The organism is Corynebacterium sp. 2571A, from assembly GCF_055700935.1.
In genome coordinates this window covers 304,972-321,394 of sequence record NZ_JASTTE010000003.1, presented here as the reverse complement: position 1 = coordinate 321,394, position 16,423 = coordinate 304,972, and the positions used below count along the sequence as shown (strand labels likewise).

18 protein-coding genes are annotated in these 16,423 nt (G+C 64.5%); 1 reads left to right on the top strand and 17 read right to left on the bottom strand.

The window, feature by feature from the left end; translation table 11 throughout:
• Positions 1-5 precede the first annotated feature (5 nt).
• The gene (gene glgB, locus QQS53_RS07895) at positions 6-2,171 is read left to right on the top strand and encodes a 1,4-alpha-glucan branching protein GlgB (RefSeq protein ID WP_472775312.1); all 2,166 of its coding nucleotides are present in this window, start codon (positions 6-8) and stop codon (positions 2,169-2,171) included.
• A gap of 36 nt (positions 2,172-2,207) precedes the next feature.
• On the opposite strand, the gene QQS53_RS07890 is transcribed toward glgB, so the two are convergent.
• The 17 genes from QQS53_RS07890 to prmC form a co-directional block, all read right to left on the bottom strand.
• The gene (locus QQS53_RS07890; protein WP_472775311.1) at positions 2,208-3,191 is read right to left on the bottom strand and encodes a tetratricopeptide repeat protein; all 984 of its coding nucleotides are present in this window, start codon (positions 3,189-3,191) and stop codon (positions 2,208-2,210) included.
• A gap of 44 nt (positions 3,192-3,235) precedes the next feature.
• Positions 3,236-3,541: a thiamine-binding protein gene (locus QQS53_RS07885; protein WP_472775310.1), complete on the bottom strand. Its 306-nt coding sequence runs from the start codon at positions 3,539-3,541 to the stop codon at positions 3,236-3,238.
• Positions 3,542-3,580: 39 nt separating this feature from the next.
• A complete protein-coding gene (locus QQS53_RS07880) occupies positions 3,581-3,865 on the bottom strand; it encodes a hypothetical protein (protein ID WP_472775309.1) in 285 nt (94 codons plus the stop codon).
• A 48-nt stretch (positions 3,866-3,913) separates the two neighbouring features.
• Positions 3,914-4,606 carry an endonuclease NucS gene (gene nucS / locus QQS53_RS07875; protein ID WP_472775308.1) on the bottom strand — a complete coding sequence of 231 codons (693 nt, stop codon included), beginning with the start codon at positions 4,604-4,606 and terminating at the stop codon, positions 3,914-3,916.
• Between the two features lie 122 nt (positions 4,607-4,728).
• A complete protein-coding gene (locus QQS53_RS07870) occupies positions 4,729-5,247 on the bottom strand; it encodes a DUF2550 domain-containing protein (RefSeq protein WP_472775307.1) in 519 nt (172 codons plus the stop codon).
• Between the two features lie 222 nt (positions 5,248-5,469).
• Positions 5,470-5,841 (bottom strand): F0F1 ATP synthase subunit epsilon, encoded by a 372-nt coding sequence (locus tag QQS53_RS07865; protein WP_472775306.1) that lies wholly within the window; start codon positions 5,839-5,841, stop codon positions 5,470-5,472.
• 10 nt (positions 5,842-5,851) lie between these two features.
• Positions 5,852-7,297: a F0F1 ATP synthase subunit beta gene (gene atpD / locus QQS53_RS07860; protein WP_070769004.1), complete on the bottom strand. Its 1,446-nt coding sequence runs from the start codon at positions 7,295-7,297 to the stop codon at positions 5,852-5,854.
• Positions 7,298-7,300: 3 nt separating this feature from the next.
• The gene (locus QQS53_RS07855) at positions 7,301-8,290 is read right to left on the bottom strand and encodes a F0F1 ATP synthase subunit gamma (protein ID WP_472775305.1); all 990 of its coding nucleotides are present in this window, start codon (positions 8,288-8,290) and stop codon (positions 7,301-7,303) included.
• 56 nt (positions 8,291-8,346) lie between these two features.
• The gene (gene atpA, locus QQS53_RS07850) at positions 8,347-9,987 is read right to left on the bottom strand and encodes a F0F1 ATP synthase subunit alpha (protein ID WP_472775467.1); all 1,641 of its coding nucleotides are present in this window, start codon (positions 9,985-9,987) and stop codon (positions 8,347-8,349) included.
• An 81-nt stretch (positions 9,988-10,068) separates the two neighbouring features.
• Positions 10,069-10,887, bottom strand: coding sequence for a F0F1 ATP synthase subunit delta (locus tag QQS53_RS07845; protein ID WP_472775304.1), 819 nt, complete (start codon positions 10,885-10,887; stop codon positions 10,069-10,071).
• Positions 10,888-10,893: 6 nt separating this feature from the next.
• Positions 10,894-11,463 (bottom strand): F0F1 ATP synthase subunit B, encoded by a 570-nt coding sequence (locus tag QQS53_RS07840; RefSeq protein WP_368519677.1) that lies wholly within the window; start codon positions 11,461-11,463, stop codon positions 10,894-10,896.
• Positions 11,464-11,507: 44 nt separating this feature from the next.
• Positions 11,508-11,747: an ATP synthase F0 subunit C gene (locus QQS53_RS07835; RefSeq protein ID WP_290225885.1), complete on the bottom strand. Its 240-nt coding sequence runs from the start codon at positions 11,745-11,747 to the stop codon at positions 11,508-11,510.
• A gap of 105 nt (positions 11,748-11,852) precedes the next feature.
• Entirely contained in the window at positions 11,853-12,641 is a 789-nt protein-coding gene (gene atpB / locus QQS53_RS07830; protein WP_290225883.1) for a F0F1 ATP synthase subunit A, read from the bottom strand.
• Between the two features lie 529 nt (positions 12,642-13,170).
• A complete protein-coding gene (locus QQS53_RS07825; RefSeq protein WP_472775466.1) occupies positions 13,171-13,548 on the bottom strand; it encodes a hypothetical protein in 378 nt (125 codons plus the stop codon).
• A gap of 116 nt (positions 13,549-13,664) precedes the next feature.
• Positions 13,665-14,828, bottom strand: a complete 1,164-nt coding sequence (locus QQS53_RS07820) for a glycosyltransferase family 4 protein (protein ID WP_472775303.1) — start codon at positions 14,826-14,828, stop codon at positions 13,665-13,667.
• Complete coding sequence (locus tag QQS53_RS07815; protein WP_472775302.1) at positions 14,828-15,496, bottom strand: L-threonylcarbamoyladenylate synthase; 669 nt, start codon at positions 15,494-15,496, stop codon at positions 14,828-14,830. Before QQS53_RS07815 ends, QQS53_RS07820 begins: the two co-directional genes overlap by 1 nt.
• Before the next feature lie 52 nt (positions 15,497-15,548).
• Entirely contained in the window at positions 15,549-16,421 is an 873-nt protein-coding gene (prmC, locus tag QQS53_RS07810) for a peptide chain release factor N(5)-glutamine methyltransferase (protein ID WP_472775301.1), read from the bottom strand.
• Between the last annotated feature and the right edge of the window lie 2 nt (positions 16,422-16,423).

Sequence of the window (16,423 nt, the reverse complement as noted above, 5' to 3'; positions counted from 1 at the left end):
TAGCCATGGATACCAGCCCAGATTTCGAGCCCACCATCGCCGCCGAAGACCTCAGCCGGCTGGACCACTGCCAGCACCACGACCCCCACGCCTTCTACGGCTGGCACGACGGGACGGTGCGCACCCGCCAGCCCGGGGCCGAGTCCGTCGAGCTGCTCACCGCCGCCGGGGCTACCCCCATGCGCGCGGCCGGCCACGACATCTTCGAGGCCGACCTGCCCGAGCAGCAGGACTACCGCCTGCGGGTGGGCTACCCCGGGGGCGCTAACCGCACCGTGGCGGACGGCTATGCCTTCCTACCCACGCTGGGCACGCTGGACCTGCACCTGGTGGCCGAAGGCCGCCACGAGCGCCTCTGGGAGGTCTTGGGCGCCAACCTGAAAGAGTACGACACGCAGCTGGGCACCGTGACCGGCACGGCCTTTGCCGTGTGGGCGCCCAACGCGCTGGGCGTGGCCGTGGTGGGCGATTTCTGCGGCTGGAACCCCACCCAGTACCCCATGCGCAGCCTGGGCGCGACCGGCATCTGGGAGATCTTCATCCCGGGCGTGGGCGAAGGCGAGCGCTATAAGTTCGCCATCCAGTCCCGGGAGCACGGGCGCATCGACAAGGCCGATCCGCTGGCCAAGGCCACGCTCGCCCCGCCGGAGACCGCCAGCGTCGTGGCCAGCACCAGCTTCAACTGGACCGACGCCGAATGGCTGGCCGCCCGCGACGGCAACCTCGACAAGCCGATGAATATCTACGAGGTCCACGTCGGCTCCTGGAAGATTGGCTCTAACTACGCGACCCTGCAGGCCGAGCTCATCGACTACCTGCTGGAGCACAACTACACCCACGTCGAGTTCCTGCCCGTGGCCGAGCACCCCTTCGGCGGCTCCTGGGGATACCAGGTCTCCGGCTACTACGCCCCGTCGGCGCGCTGGGGCAGCCCGGACGAGCTGCGCGCGCTGATCGATGCCTGCCACCGCGCCGGCATCGGCGTCATCATCGACTGGGTGCCCGCCCACTTCCCCAAGGACGAATTTTCCCTCGGGCGCTTCGACGGTCGCCCCTGCTACGAGCACCCCGACCCGCGCCGCGGCGAACAGGCGGACTGGGGTACCTACGTCTTCGACTTCGGCCGCAACGAGGTCCGCAACTTCCTGGTGGCGAACGCCCTCTACTGGGCCGAGGAATTCCACGTCGACGGCCTGCGCGTCGACGCGGTGGCCTCCATGCTCTACCTGGACTATTCCCGCGACGATTGGCTGCCGAACATGCACGGCGGCCGGGAGAACCTGGAGGCCGTGCGCCTCCTGCAGGAAACCAACGCGACCGTCCACCGGGTCAGCCCCGGCATCCTCACCATCGCCGAGGAATCGACCTCCTGGCCGGGCGTGACCGCCCCCACCGAACACGGCGGGCTAGGCTTCGACCTGAAGTGGAACATGGGCTGGATGAACGACACCTTGGAGTATTTCAGCCGCGATCCCATCTACCGCAGCCACCACCATCACGAGATCACCTTCTCGATGGTCTACGCCTACTCCGAGCGCTACGTGCTGCCGCTTAGCCACGACGAGGTCGTCCACGGCAAGGGCACGCTGTGGACGCGGATGCCCGGCGACGACTGGAACAAGGCCGCCGGGGTGCGCACGCTCTTTGGCTACATGTACTCGCACCCAGGCAAGAACCTCTTGTTCATGGGCGACGAGTTCGGCCAAGTCACCGAGTGGTCGGAGGGCTCCTCCGTGGACTGGGCCAACCTGGAGGGCTGGGGGCACGAGTACCACCAGGGCATCAAGCGCCTGGCCCGCGACATCGGCGCGATCTACCGCGACACCCCGGCGCTGTGGGACCAGGACTTCGATCCGGCCGGCTTCCAGTGGGTGGTAGGCGACGACGCCGCCCGCAACGTGCTCGGCTACCTGCGCTACGCCCGCACCGGCCAAACGCTGCTGGCGGTGGTCAACCTCGCGGGCAACTCCCACCCGGACTACGAGGTCTGGGTGCCGCACGCGGGCGCCTGGGAGATGGTGCTCAACACCGACGACGGCGTCTACTCCGGCGCCGCCAACGACCTGCCGCGCCACGTGGAGACGGTCAGCCGCGACGGCAACAACTTCCTGCGGGTCCTGCTGCCGGCCAATTCGGTGCAGTGGTACCTCTACCGCGGCACCGAGTCTTAAACCCGGCCCCTCCCCCGGGCCCGGGTGCAGGGCGCCCTAGTACAGGGCGCTGGCCAGCTGGGTGCGGGCGGACAGTACGCGCGGATCCGCGGCGTCGAAGAGTCCGAAGAGCTCTAGGAGGCGCTCCTTCAAGCGGTCCTTGTCCGCACCGGCGGTACGCCGCATGCCCGCGATAAGCCGCTCGAAGGCGGCCTCTGGGCGGCCGGCGACAACGTCGGCGTCGGCGGCGTTGAGCTGGGCGTCGATATCATCCGGGTCTAACTCGGCCTGACCGATGTGGTCCACGCCCTGGCCGGCCGCGGACAGGCGCTTGAGCAGCAGCGTGGTATCCCGGGCCTGTTTGATTTCTTGGTTGCCCGGCTCCTCGGCCAGGATAGCCTCGTAGGTGGCAATCGCGCCGTCGAAGTCTTCGTTGCCAAGCTGCTCTTCCGCCTCGCTCAAACGGGAATCCTCCGCCGGGGCGGCCTCCTCCTCACCCGCCGGCGCCTGGCCGGCCTGGGCGGCCTGCAGCTCGGGGCCCGGGCCTTGCAGCTGCGGCGAGACCTGCTGGACCAGGGCGTCCACCCACTGCTCGAGGGCGTCCATAGGCTGGGAACCCTCGAAGTTGGTCAGCGGCTGGCCCGCGCCCAGCGCGATGGTGGTCGGCAGGTTACGCACGCCGAAGACCTGCGCGATCTGCGGGTGCTGGTCGGCGTCAATATAGCCCACCAGGAACTTAAACCCGCCGCGCTCGGCCAGCTGGCGCAGGGTGGACTTGAGCTCCTCCGACTGCGTGGAGCGCGCGGTGCCGATGAGCGCGACGACCGGCACCTCCAGGGAGCGGCGCACCAGGTCGGATTCAAAATTGGCTTCGGTGACCTCAAAGAAGGCGCGGAGGCCGGCACCTGCGCCGGACTGCTCCGCGCCCTGGGCGGGCGACTGGGCGCCCTGCTTTTCGGCCTGGGCGCGCGCCTCGGCACGCGCCTTGACCTCGCCCAGGTCCAGGGCGCCGGCCACCTGCGGTCCACGGGGGTTCGTCATACTAGTCCTTTCTTAGCTGATATCGACTTAAGTTGCGCCGGCTGCTAGTTCTGGTTCAGGCGGCGGTTGACGGACTCGACCTTCTGAGTCAGCTGCCCGGTGTGCCCTTCGCGGATGTCCGCCTTGATGACCAGCGAGGTGCGCGGGGAGACCCCGCGGACGGCATCGGTAGCACGCTTGATGACGTCGAAGACCTCGTCCCACTCGCCCTCGATGAGCGTGAACATCGCGTTCGTCTCGTTCGGCAGGCCAGACTCGCGCACCACGCGCACGGCCTCCGTGACGGCGTCGGCCATTTCGGCGTCCGGGGTATCAACAACTGCGGGGGCTACAGAAAAGGCAACAATCATGCCCGCCATCCTACTCGCCGGGCGCCGAGCAGTGGGCCGTTAGCGGCGGTCCCAACACCCGCGGTGCCAGTGCCGCCTATCGTCGGCCTGACCACCAGCGTCCTTCGGCCACGCCACCACGTGGGCGACCCCGGGGAAGATGGTGTGGTTGCAGCCCGGGCACACGTAATTCTTGACCGCCCGCGCCGCGCCAATCTGGCGCACGACGTAGGGCTGGCCGAAGCTCCAGCGCGGGCCCTCCTGGATCTGGGCGCCGTAGAAACCCGCGCCGTCAGCGGGCAGCTTGCGCGGGCTCGGGCGCTGCCGGCGGTTGCGTCGCGGCACGTCTACCTCCTTCGAGACTCATCGCAGTGGGGACCTGGATAAGGCAGGCTAAAACAGGCGCAGCTCGTTCGACTCGATGCCGCGCAGGTCCTGATAGTCCAGGACGACGCAGCGGATCCCGCGGTCCTCGGCCAGGGTCCGGGCCTGGGGCTTGATCTCCTGGGCGGCGAAAACGCCGTGCACCGGGGCGAGCAGGTCGTCGCGGTTGAGCAGGTCCAGGTACCGGGACAGCTGCTCCACGCCGTCGATGCCGCCGCGGCGCTTGACCTCGACCGCCACGTGCTCCCGGTTGTTATCGAGCGCCATGATATCGACCGGGCCGATGGCGGTCGGGTACTCGCGGCGCACCAGGCTGTAGCCCTGACCAAGCGTCGTGATGTGCTCGGCGAGCAGCTCCTGCAGGTGGGCCTCCACGCCGTCTTTGACCAGGCCCGGATCCTCGCCCAGCTCGACCTCGATGTCCTGGTGCACCTTCGCGATGGTGATGCGCAGCTGCTCCCCCTTCGGGTTTTCCACCAGCCACAGGGTGTCCCCGGTCGGCTCCCCATCAATGTCCTCGATGGCGGACTCGGTGACCGTGCACGGCGGGGTCATCCAGTTCAGGGGCTTGTAGGCGCGGTCGTCGGCGTGGATCGAGACCGAGCCGTCGGCCTTGAGCAACAGCAGGCGGTCTGCCAGCGGCAGGTGGGCATCGACGCGGCCGACGTAGTCGACGCTGCAGGAGGCGATTACTAAACGCATGGCTACCACCCTATCGCCTTAGCGCCACCCCACCGCACACCAGGCAGGCTGGAAAGCCCCCAGACGTACCAAAACCGCCCTAGCAGCGGGGCGGGAACGGCACGGTGGGCGGCATTTTTGGACTATTCGTAGTAGGACTGCCAGCTAGCTATGTCGTGCGGCAGGTTGGTGCGCATGGGGCGTTCCATCTTCTTGCGCATCTGGTGGAAGTCGCGGTGTTCCTGGCGCTGCGAGGGTGCGGCCTCCACCCAGGCGGAAAAGGCCATGTGCGCGTGCGGGGCCAGGGCCAATTCATACTGCTGGTTGCGCACGATGATATGGACGGCCTTCATGCCAGACGAAATAAAAACCGCCTCTTCATCGTCCAGGGCGCGGGTGCCCAAGATTTCGATGTCGCGGCGGTTAAAACGGCGGTCACAGCTGGGAGAGACAGAGCGCAGCTCGTAGTACTCAACAAATTCCCCGGCGTAAGAGATGACGCCATGGCGCCAACCCCGGGTGTCCTTGGCGGGCACCGAGCGCATCAACATCGGCGTGCCCTTGGAACGCAGGGTGAAAAAGCGCACCGCCGCCAGGAAGACCACGCAGACCACGAGGGCGAGAACGACCCAGAGGACGATAGAAACCACGGTCGAGCTCATAACCTCTCACCTTCCCTGCAAAACGTGTTTGGCGTGGGTGCCACAAGTGATGATCTGAGTCTAGTCGGTATTCCGCGGAAAGTGCTAATACGAAAGACCGCATAAAAACGACAAAGCGCCTGTAAGCCGTTCCTTTTGTCAAGGAACACTTACAGGCGCAAAGCCTAAATGACGAGAGTAGAAAGGCGGCAGTTGCTGCCCCTTACGTGCCCTTAGCGCACGCTACTTTTCCTGCGAGCGGCGCAGAGCACGAAGCCCGGCCTCGCCGCGGGACTGTACGATCTGGTCGCCAGACTTGGCATCTTCCTGAGCCTGCGAGCTATCGACCTCGTCAGCCCAGACGGCCCAGTCGGCCAAGACGGTCACCTTTTCATCAGTCACCGACAGGAAGCCACCCTGGACGGCGGCGAAGCGACGCTCCCCGTCCACCGGGCGGAAGGTCACGACGCCGTTCTCGACCAGCTGGCCGATCATAGCCTCGTGGCCCGGAAGCACGCCGATCTCACCCTCGGTCGTTTCCGCGGTCAGGATGCTTGCCTTACCGGTCCACAGCAACCGCTCCGGGGAAACGAGTTCTACGGTGATGTCAGCCATGTGCCTCTCCCTACTTCTCGGTCATCTTCTTGTACGCAGCCTCGACGTCGTCCAAGCCACCCAGGCCGTTGAAGGCCTGCTCCGGGTAGTGGTCGAATTCGCCGTTGCAGATGCGCTCGAAGGCGTCGATGGTCTCCGACAGCGGGACGTAGGAGCCCGGCAGGCCGGTGAACTTCTCTGCGACGAAGAAGTTCTGGCCCAGGAAGCGCTCCAGACGACGGGCACGCTGCACCGTCAGCTTGTCCTCTTCCGACAGCTCGTCCATACCCAGGATGGCGATGATGTCCTGCAGCTCCTTGTTCTTCTGCAGGATACCGATAACGCGCTGGGCGATGGCATAGTGGCGCTCGCCGACGATACCCGGCTCGAGAATACGAGAGGTAGAGGTCAGCGGGTTCACTGCCGGGTAGATACCCTTCGAGGCGATGGAGCGGTCCAGCTCGGTGGTCGCATCCAGGTGAGCGAAGGTGGTCGCCGGTGCCGGGTCGGTGTAGTCATCCGCCGGCACGTAGACGGCCTGCAGCGAGGTAATCGACTTACCCTTGGTGGAGGTAATGCGCTCCTGCAGCACGCCCATCTCGTCCGCCAGGGTGGGCTGGTAGCCCACGGCCGAAGGCATACGGCCCAGCAGGGTCGAAACCTCGGAACCAGCCTGGGTGAAACGGAAGATGTTGTCGATGAACAGCAGCACGTCCTGGTTCTGCACATCGCGGAAGTACTCCGCCATGGTCAGGCCGGACAGAGCCACGCGCATACGGACTCCCGGCGGCTCATCCATCTGGCCGAAGACGAGGGCGGTGTCTTGCAGCACGCCCATCTCTTCCATCTCCAGGAACAGGTCGGTGCCCTCACGGGTGCGCTCGCCGACGCCGGCGAACACGGAGGTACCGGAGAACTCGCGGGCAATACGAGTAATCATTTCCTGAATCAGAACGGTCTTGCCCACGCCGGCGCCGCCGAACAGGCCGATCTTGCCGCCCTTGACGTACGGGGTCAGCAGGTCGATGACCTTGATGCCGGTCTCGAGGATCTCAGTCTTGCCCTCGAGCTGGTCGAATGCCGGCGGTTCGCGGTGGATGCCCCACTGCTCGCCGTCGCGGCCCAGGCCCGGCTCGTCCAGGCAGTCGCCCAGAGCGTTGAAGACGTGGCCCTTGACGACGTCACCGACCGGCACCGAAATCGGGTTGCCGGAGTCGGTCACGGTAGCGCCGCGGACAAGGCCGTCCGTCGGAGCCATGGACACGGTACGGACAAGGTTGTCACCGAGGTGCTGAGCGACCTCCAGGGTGACGGTCTTAGCAACAGCCTCGAGCTCAATCTCGACGGTCAGTGCGTTATACAGTGCCGGCATTGCGCCGCGCGGGAATTCCACGTCGACGACCGGACCGATGACACGCACCACACGGCCGGCGGCAGCCGACGACTGTGTGTTCTGCTCTTGCAGAGCTGTAGTCATAATCTAGTCACTTTCTGCGCTTTCGGCGAGCGCGCCAGCGCCACCGACGATCTCTGTAATTTCCTGGGTAATCTGCGCCTGACGGGCCTGGTTGGCCACGCGGGACAGGTCCTTGACCAGGTCCGTCGCGTTGTCAGTTGCAGACTTCATGGCGGTACGACGAGCCGCGGACTCGGAAGCAGAAGCCTCCAAGAACATTGCGAACAGGGTGCGGGAGACATACTGCGGAAGCAGGGCTTCCAGCAGGCTGTCCGCGTCCGGTTCGAAATCGAAGTCCGAGCTCAGTTCCTCAGTGTTCCCGCTATCGGAGAGCGCCGACTCACCCTGGTTGAGTTCCACCGTATCAATGACCGGCTCGATGGGCAGCAGCTGCTGCGCGCGAGCGGTCTGCGTCAGCATGGACTCGAACTCGGTGTAGACGACGTGCACCTGGTCGAAGCCGCGGACCGGCTGGCCCTCGCCCTCGGCGTGCAGACCCTCGCGGGCCTTGGTGGTGCCTTCGGAACCAGCGATGAACCCTTCCACGATGTGGTGGCGGACGTCGTGCGTCTCGTCCCACGTCGGGTCCTGGGAAAAGCCGGACCAGCTGCCGACCACTTCTTCCTCACGGAACTGGTAGTAGCCAACGCCCTTGTTGCCAGTGACGTAGCGGGCTACCTCGTAGCCCTCCTTCTTGAGGAGAGCTTCCAGTTCGGCGGCCTTCTTAAACACGTTGTTGTTGTAGCCACCGCACATACCGCGGTCGGAAGAAACAACCAGCACGGCCGCGACCTTGGCGTTCTCGCGCTGTCGCAGCATCGGGTGATCCAGCGAGCTGGCGGCCGCCAGGCGGTTCATCACTGCGTTGAGCTCCTGAGCGTAGGGCACGGATGCCTCCACTCGGGCTTGCGCCTTGGTAATGCGCGAGGTAGCGATGAGCTCCTGAGCCTTGGTGATCTTCTTAGTGGAGTTGACGGACCGGATACGGTCGCGCAATTCACGAAGAGTTGCCATGGTTTACTTTCCTCCCTTCTTAATCAATCGACTTGTGTGTCCTCGTAAGCGCGAGCCTACTTGGAAGCCTTTCGGGAGACATTGAGCTCGGTCTTCTTAACCTCGTCGGCATCGAGCGGCTCAACCTCAGCCTCGGAGCCTAGGTTGTGGCCCTCGGTGGTGCGGAAGGTCGGGGTGAAGTCCTTAGCCGCGGAGACCAGAGCCTCCTTGGACTCGTCGGTGAACGGAACGCCGCCGGCGATCTGCTCGTAGACCTGCGGGGTGTTCGCCTGCAGGTACTCGTGCACCTCAGTCTCGAAGCGACGCACATCTTCGACGGGAACGACGTCGAAGATGCCCTGGTCTGCCAGGAAGATGGACACCATCTGGTATTCCACCGGCTGCGGGGAAGACTCGCTCTGCTTCAGCAGCTCGACCAGGCGCTGACCGCGCTCCAGCTGAGCCTTGGAAGCCGAGTCCAGATCGGAAGCGAACGCAGCGAACGCCTCCAGGTCACGGTACGCAGCCAGGTCCAGACGCAGGTTACCGGCAACCTTCTTCATACCCTTAGTCTGCGCAGCGCCACCGACACGGGAGACGGAGACACCGACGTTAATAGCCGGGCGCACACCTTGGTTGAACAGGTCGGACTCCAGGAAGACCTGGCCGTCGGTAATGGAAATGACGTTGGTCGGAATGAACGCGCCCACGTCGTTTGCCTTAGTCTCAATGATCGGCAGTGCGGTCATCGAGCCAGCGCCCATGTCGTCGGAGAGCTTAGCGGCACGCTCCAGCAGGCGGGAGTGCAGGTAGAACACATCGCCCGGATATGCCTCGCGTCCCGGCGGACGGCGCAGCAGCAGGGAGATGGCACGGTAGGCCTCGGCCTGCTTGGTCAGGTCATCGTAGATAACCAGGACGTGGTTGCCCTGGTACATCCAGTGCTGGCCCAGAGCGGCACCGGAGAACGGTGCCAGCCACTTGAAGCCGGCGGAATCAGAAGCAGGGGCAGCCACGATGGTGGTGTAGTCCAGCGCACCGTGGTCGGCCAGGGTCTGGCGCACACCAGCGATGGTGGAACCCTTCTGACCGATGGCCACGTAGATACAACGGACCTGCTTGTTCTTGTCGCCAGATTCCCAGTTGGCCTTCTGGTTCAGGATGGTGTCGATGCAAACCGCGGTCTTACCGGTCTTACGGTCACCAATGATCAGCTGACGCTGACCGCGACCGATCGGGGTCATGGCGTCAATAGCCTTGATACCCGTCTGCATCGGCTCTTCGACCGGCTGGCGCTGCAGCACGGACGGTGCCTGCAGCTCGAGGGCGCGGTCTTCTTCGCTCTCGATCGGGCCCATGCCGTCAATCGGCTGGCCCAGCGGGTTGATAACGCGGCCGAGGAAGCCCTCGCCCACGGGAATGGAGAGGACCTCTCCAGTTCGCGTAACCTCGTCGCCCTCCTTGAGGGCCTCAAAATTACCCAGCACCACAACGCCGATGGAATTGGTGTCCAGGTTCTGTGCAACGCCGATTACGCCGCCAGGGAACTCGAGCAGCTCATTCGCCATAACAGACGGCAGGCCAGAAACCTGTGCAATACCGTCAGCTGCCGAAATGACCACGCCGACCTCCTCACGGGAGGCCTCCGCGGAGTAGCTCGAGGTGTAGTTCGCAATCGCGCTACGGATCTCATCGGAGGAGATCGTCAGCTCCGCCATGTTCTTCCTACTCTCGGTAGTATCGTCCAGCAATTACTTAAAGTTTGTGTCGTAGTCTTCACGTAGTGACCGTCAACGACTTTACTTGGCCATCGCGGTGCGCAGGCGGGCAATCTTGCCCGCTGTGGAACCGTCGATGACCTCGTCGCCGACACGAATAGTCATGCCACCGAGGAGGCTGGTGTCAACCTCAGAGTGGATGGACATCGCACGACCATAAATCTTGCCCAGCTTCTCAGCGAGTACTGCCTGCTGGCCTTCGTTCAACTCACCCGCGCTGACCACGTGTGCGACCTCGCGTCCCTGCAGCTTGGCTGCGAGCGACGCCAGATTGGCAACGTCGTCGATCGGGTTCTGCTCCGGGCGTCCGATGGCCTGCAGCGCGAGCGCCTCAGTGAACATCGTGACCTTGCCGTAGAGCACGTTAGCCAACAGCCCGCGCTTCTTGGCGGACTTGGCAGTGCGGTCGGAAAGCAGCTGGGTCAGCTCGCCCTCGCGGTCCAGGATGCGCGACAGGCGGAAGAGCTCGTCTTCCACCTGGCCGAGCTTCCCCTCGGACTCTGCGCCGCGCAGAAGGGAACGCCGGCCCAGGGCCACCAGGCCCCGAACCAGGTCCCGGCCCGAAGACCACTTGGCGGAGGCAGCCGCTTCCAGCACCTGCTGGGTGCTGGGGGCCACCTTGCCGCCGAAGAGGTCAGCGACCAGCTTCTTGCGGGTGTCTTCCGAAGCCGCGGCGTCGGACAGGTCGGCGCGCAGTTCGCGCTCCCCGTCCAGCACGTCAACAACTTCGAAGAGTTCGAGGCCGGTTTGAGCGGCAACCGCTACGGCGGTGGACTCGCCCAGGATCTTGTCCAGGGTCGACTCCACACCGGCGAGTGCTTCGCGGCTAGCTGCCTTCATAGCCTCCTACTTTCCGGCCGGTGCCACAGTGTCGAGCTCGGACAAGAAGTTATCAATGGTGGAAGACTGCTTGGCGGAGTCAGAAAGCTCGCCGCCCAACAGCTTCTCAGCCAGGTTGATGGAGTTTTGTCCGATGTCGGAACGCAGATCGGAGATGACCTGGGTACGGGAAGCCTGCAGCTGCTTTTCGCCATTGGCGATAATGCGGCGGGACTCCTCCTCGGCCTTCTCCTTGGCTTCGGCCTCGATCTGCTTGCCGCGCTCGCGCGCCTGCTCGCGGATCTCGGCTGCCTCTGCACGGGCATCTGCCAACTGCGCGTTGTACTTCTCGAGGGCTGCCTTGGCCTCGGCCTGCTGGGCCTCGGCGCGCTTCAGGCCACCCTCAATCCGGTCCTCACGCTCTTGCAACAGCTCCTGGAACTTGGGAAGAACGAACTTCCAAAAGACCAAGAGGATGATGATGAACGGGATCAGAGACCAGACGATGTCATAGAGCTTGGGCAGGAGGATGGAGTTGCCGCCCTCCATAGGCAGCTCCTCGCCCTCCGCCGCAAGGTAGTAAAAGACGTTGTTCATAAGTCTCCAGTCTTAAAAGGGGTTTGTGTGTAAAACGCGCGCTTTTAGAACAGGAAGCCAGCGACGAGGCCGATCAGGGCCAGGGCCTCAACGAAGGCGATACCCAGGAACATGGTGGTACGCAGCTGGCCTGCCATCTCCGGCTGACGTGCCATGCCCTCGACGGTCTTGCCGACGAGGATGCCGATGCCCAGGCCCGGGCCGATGGTGGCGATGCCGTAGCCGATGGCGCCAAGACCGTGGATCGAGGACTCTGCTGCCTGAGCCAAGATGATGTCGTTCATGTGAAAGTCGTTCCCTTTCGAATGTTTCCCCGCCAGCGCTTTGCCGGCGAAGGCGGTGGTGGTTTGATGTGGGGTTATTCAGTTGGCCGCGTCGTTCGCGCGTGTTTAATGCGAGTCTGCGTGCAGTGACAGTTCGATGTATACGGCGGTCAGCAGGGCGAAGATGTACGCCTGCAGGAAGATGATGATGATCTCGTATACGGTGAACAAAACCGCTGCAATCAGAGTCACACCAGACATCGCGGTCCAGCCATTCAGCTGCCAGAAGAAGAAGTTGGTAGCGGAGTAAAGCAGGACCAAGATGATGTGGCCGGCCAGGAAGTTCGCCATAAGACGCAAGGCCAGCGTGACAGGACGCAAGATGAACGTCGAGAAGAACTCGATCGGCACAACCAGCAAGTGCAGAGCCGGCGGCAGGTTAGGAATAACCACCGACGACTTCAGGAACTTGCCGAAGCCATAGCGCTTCGCACCGGCGTAAATCATCGCGATATACGCCACGATGGCCAGCACGATGGGCATGCCGATACGGGCATTCGCCGAAATATTCAGGCCTGGGATGATTGTCGAGACGTTCCAAAACAGAATGCCGAAGAAGATGGAGGCCAAAATCGGCAGGAACCGACGGCCTTCCTTCTTCCCCAGGATGTCTTCTGCGATGTGAACGCGGACGAAATCCAGCCCGTATTCCGCAACGTTCTGCAAACCCTTCGGAACCAGCTTCGGGTTCCGGAAGGCGACTACAAACAGGATCACCAAGATGGCCGCCATGAGCAGGCGGACCAGCATCAAGCGATCCAGCGCGAACGGTGTATCCGCAAAAAGGATATGGCCGTAATATTGCCCCGGGAAAAATTCTGGATCCAGTTCGGGTGCGTGAAAGCTTCCCTTCATGGCCAATGTTGTAACGCTCAGCGTTCTCTCCCGTGTTCGGGCCGTATGAGTGTCGAATTCATACGGTGCGATGGACGTCTCAAACTCTCTGCCGCAACAACGGACTCCGTCGCACATCAGCGATGCTGCAGCAGGGATTCACCGCAACGGACTATAAGGCGTAGCAGTCCGTCACTCACAGACTGCGGACCCTAGATCCGCGGTAACCCGCAGGAAATTCTAGCAGCTTGTTACTGAAATTTCGCACGCGGGGGGCCAGTTTGTGCAAGTAGCTGGCAGGAAACCCGAACAATTGCTCCACTCTCGCCCCAAAACTGCCCGTTCCCACTGAAAACCCAGGCGGGTAAGGTTAATCACAGCCTTATGCTGTGATCCCCCGCGGGGGTGACAAATACCTGCTAAACACACCCCCGAAGCCCCGACACGGGCCCCTCTCGTTTGGCCCGGCACGACAAAGCGCCCGGGAAGCATTACTTCCCGGGCGCCAGATTCACAGACCCGCAAAGGCCGACGCATTGGCCCACGCGTTTTAAGACACGTAGGTCACCCGAGAGGTGATAATCCCCCACACCTCGGTGCCGAGCACGATGATGAGTGCCAAGATGACGGTCACGAAGAGCGCGACGTCGTCGTAGAAGTCCATGCCGCGGACGGCCAACAGGACAATAATCAAGAGAACAACCTTGACCAACCAGCCGCCGAGAACGACCGCCATGGTGGTCGACGGGCTGGAGTTGGCGGTCACGAGCACCGAAAACGCGGTCAGCAGGACGAAGCCTCCGCCGATGACCGCGCCGAGGAGCACGCCCCAGATGCCGGGCAGGTCCTTGGCCCAGCCCCAGCCGACCAGCGAGAGCACGGTCACGACCGCCAGCGCCATGGAGCCGAAACGCACCGCGCGCACCATCGGCCGGCGGTGGTCGTCGAACTCGGAGCGCGGCGCCCCGCCGTTCGGGTTAGTTTGCGTGGAATCAAAGCTTTCAGACACGAATACGGATCCTACAGGTTGTACGGGTGGAGCTACTAGCCCGGCTGATCTGCCGAGGCTGGCACGCGGCCGATCTTGCCGGCGCGCAGCGGGATGAGGGTCGCGACGGCGGCCATCACGATGGCCACGGCCGTGGCCCCAGCCGCCACGGGCACCGGCACGACCGAGAAACTCACCGCCCCGAAGGCGACGGCCGAGACCCACAGGTAGAGCACCAGCACGGTGCGGCGGTGCGTGTGCCCCAGCGACAGCAAGCGGTGGTGAATGTGGGCCTTGTCGGCCGAGAACGGCGAGCGCCCCTGCGACAGGCGGCGGATAACCGCCCAGACTAGGTCCAGCACCGGGATGAAGACCGCGGCGACGACCACGATGAGCGGCGAGAGGACCGCCACCATGTCGGCGCCGCCGTAGAGCGACATGTTGATCTTGCCCGAAACGGACGTCGAGGCCGCCGCCAGCAGCAGGCCGATGAGCATCGAACCGCTATCGCCCATGAAGATGCGGGAGGGCTCGAAGTTGTGCGGCAGGAAACCCGCGCACATGCCCACCAGGCCGGCCGCGATGATGGCCGGCGGGTACGCCGAGACCGCCCCACCCTGGTCGTGCAAGACGGTGAGCGAAAAGATCAGGATGGCCCCGCCGGCGATGAGGCCCAGCCCGGCGGCCAGGCCGTCCAGCCCGTCGACGAAGTTAATGGCGTTGACCAGCAGGACCGCGATGAAGATGGTCACCAACGAGGACTGGAACTGGTCCAGCAACAGCGTGGTGCCGCCGCCAAACGGGACGAACAGCAGCGACCAGGTCAGCCCCAACGCCGAGAGCAACGTGGCGGCCACCAACTGCCCGGCCAGCTTTACCAGCGCGGACAGCTCGACCAAGTCGTCGACGATCCCGACCAGGACGATGGCGGTGGAAGCCCAGATGACCGCGGTCATCTCCGGGGTCACCGGCATGAAGCCGCGGGTCAGGGCCGGCAGCTGGGCGGCGAAGAAGACCGCCGAGATAAACCCGGTGTACATGGCCAGCCCGCCCAGCTGGGGCGTGGGCTGGGAGTGGCTGTCGCGCAGGCGCACCTCGGCGACCTGGCCGCTGCGGACCAGCACCGAACGCACGATCCCGGTGGTCAGGTAGGTGATAATCGCCGCGACGAGGATAACGAGTCCGATTTCGCGCAGCGGCACCCCGGCTCCGCCTAGCATCAGGCTCCCGGGCGGGTCCGCAGCGCCTCGGCGGAGACGCCGATGACCTCGGAGATCTGCTCGGCCGAGATGGCGCCCTCCCGCAGCAGGTAGGGCTGCGGCGCGGCTAGATCAATGATGGTCGACGGCTTGCCGATGGCGGTTTCGCCGCCGTCCAGGTAGACCGAAACCGACTTGCCCAGCTGCTGCTTGGCGGCAATCGCCGTGGTCGGCGGCTGGTGGCCGGAGATATTGGCGCTGGATACCGCCATCGGGCCGACCGCGCGGAGCAGCTCGATGGCAATCGGGTGCAGCGGCATGCGCAGCATGACCGTGCCCCGGGTGTCCCCCAGGTTCCACGGCAGGCTCGGCGCCTGCGGCACGACGATGGACAGCCCGCCCGGCCAGAAGGCCTCGACCAGGAGCTTCGCCTGGTCGGAATACGTGGCAACGAGGCCCTGGATGGTGTCCCAGGAGCCGATGAGCACCGGCACCGGCATGTCCGGCCCGCGGTGCTTGGCGGCCAGCAGGTTGGCTACCGCGTCGTTGTCGAAGGCGTCGCAGCCGATGCCGTAGAGGGTATCCGTCGGCAGCACCACCAGGCGCCCGGACTTCGCAGCCCTAGTCGCCGCGGCGATACCATCCGCACGCCCCGCTTCATCAGCGCAACTATAGATTTTGCCTTGCATCAACTTCTCCCACGAAAAACGCTTAAGTTCTCTGGTTATTGGAGCTTTAACCCTACTCTTCCCGCTGCGCGCGCACGAAGCGGGCGGTGCCGGCGAGATCGAGCATTGGTTCTACTGTACTAAAGGCGCCGGTGCCCCGAAGGACGCTCTGCACGGCCGCGGAGGTTGCATCGTCGTGCTCGATACCGAGCCACGCGCCGGGTGCCAGCCAGCGCGTGAGGTTGCTTGCCATGGCCCGGATGACGTCCATGCCATCCGCTCCGGCGAAGACCGCCTCGGCCGGGTCGTGGTAGACCTCCGGGGCCAAGTCCGGCGACTCCGGCACGTAGGGCGGGTTGGTCACCAGCACGTCGACGCGCCCGTCCAGCTCCGGCAGGAGGCCCGGGTCGCAGGCGTCGCCCTCGACGAGTTCCACCTGCAGCCCCAAGTCGGCGAAGTTGCGCGCGGCATACTCCGCGGCCTTGGGCGACCTCTCCACCGCCACGACGCGGGCGGCGGGCGCAAGGTAAAAGGCCAGGTAGGCCGCCAGGGCGCCCGAGCCGGTGCACAGGTCGAGGATCGTTAGGCGGGAATTATTACCCCGCTTAATCAAGCCCTCAGCCTTGCCTTTGGCCCAGTCGGCCAGGACTTCCGTTTCCGGGCGCGGGATGAACACCCCCGGGCCCACCGCGAGATCGAGCGGGCCGAAAGGCGCGGTGCCCACGATGTGCTGCAAGGGCTCGCGCTGCTCCCGGCGGCGAACGAGCGGCTCGAGGGCGAGCTCGAAGCCGGGCATCGTCGGCTCATTAAGCGGGATATCCATGTGCCCGCATCCGATGAGGTGGCTCAGCAGCAGGCGGGCGTCGAACTCCGGGGAGGCCACGCCGGCCGCCGACAGCCGCCGGGTGGTTTCCCGGAGCAGGCGCGCGTACGTGCCGGGGGCCACTT